Source organism: Bacillus sp. AY18-3, assembly GCF_008042305.1.
GTDB classification, from domain to species: domain Bacteria; phylum Bacillota; class Bacilli; order Bacillales; family Bacillaceae_G; genus Bacillus_A; species Bacillus_A wiedmannii.
Map to the genome: position 1 here is coordinate 1 of NZ_QKQR01000031.1, position 1406 is coordinate 1406.

At 40.3% G+C, this 1406-nt stretch carries 1 protein-coding gene; it reads left to right on the plus strand.

The window, feature by feature from the left end; all coding sequences use genetic code 11:
• Positions 1-230 precede the first annotated feature (230 nt).
• Entirely contained in the window at positions 231-1400 is a 1170-nt protein-coding gene (locus DM800_RS24475; RefSeq protein ID WP_147787804.1) for a serine hydrolase domain-containing protein, read from the plus strand.
• The last annotated feature ends 6 nt before the right edge of the window (positions 1401-1406 follow it).

Below are 1406 nucleotides of genomic sequence, written 5' to 3' on the forward strand. Positions count from 1 at the left end.
TTGTGTTAATCCTAACAATAACTAAGGGTACATAATATGCTTTCATACCTTTGAATGATTTTGTTATAGGAGGGATGGAGATTTAAATGGCTCAAATTGTTGGTATTGATAGATACCTTTGTACTGGGGCTTTAATCTATATGCGTGAGGGCCTTTCCCTAAGTCTTGTCAGGAAGTAAGGAACAGTAAGCAAACACTGATATAATATGAATAGAGAAGAGGAATGCCTTATGAAAATAAGTAGTCAAATTACATGTGCAAGTCTGGCCCTTTTAATAGCTGGAAGTTCCCTGTTATATACAACACCAACCTCAATTGTAAAAGCAGAGCCCACTCAAAATGTATCTAGTTCGTTACAAACAAATACTCAACGAGATCGTACTTCCGTCAAGCAAGCAATGCGGGATACATTGCAACTTGGATACCCAGGGATACTTGCTAAAACTTCTGAGGGTGGAAAAACGTGGGGTTATGCCGCTGGGATAGCGGATCTGAGAATCAAGAAACCAATGAAAACAGATTTTCGCTTTCGCATTGGCAGTGTGACGAAGACGTTCACCGCAACAGTTGTACTTCAATTAGCTGGAGAGAACCGCCTGAATCTAGACGACTCCATCGAAAAATGGTTGCCTGGTGTCATTCAAGGAAATGGATATGATGGTAACAAGATTACTATCCGGCATATATTGAACCATACAAGTGGTATCGCTGAATACTCAAGGTCAAAAGACGCTGATTTTACGGATACAAAAAAATCGTATACGGCTAAAGAGTTAGTGAAGATGGGGATTTCTTTGCCCCCAGACTTTGACCCAGGAGAGGGCTGGTCTTATTCAAACACAGGATACGTATTACTGGGTATTCTTATTGAAAAAGTAACCAGAAACAGCTATGCGGAAGAGATTGAAAATCGGATTATTGAACCACTTGAATTGTCGAATACATTCCTACCTGGCAATTCAAGCGTTATTCCAGGCACTAACCATGCCCGTGGATATGACCAACCAGACGGAGCAAGTGAGCTAAAAGACGTTACTTATTATAACCCAAGTGCAGGTAGCTCTGCTGGAGATATGATTTCTACTGCTGACGACTTAAACAAATTCTTCTCTTACTTGCTCGGTGGTAAATTACTGAAAGAACAACAACTAAAACAAATGCTTACTACAGTTCCTACAGGAAGAGAAGGAATCGATGGATATGGTCTTGGAATCTATGAAACTAAGCTTCCAAGCGGTGTCTCGATATGGGGACACACAGGTGGCATTCTAGGGTTTACTACTCTTGTTGGAGGTACACTTGGAGGCAAGCATACGTTAGTTGTCAATTGGAATAGTTTGGGTAGAACTGACAGTCCTAATCCTTTTAAAAATATTTTACTTGCTGAATTTAGCAAGTAGGAAAAA

Coding starts and splice junctions, on each gene's coding strand:
- DM800_RS24475 (WP_147787804.1), top strand. CDS start 231: ATGAAAATAAGTAGTCAAATTACATGTGCAAGTCTGGCCCTTTTAATA.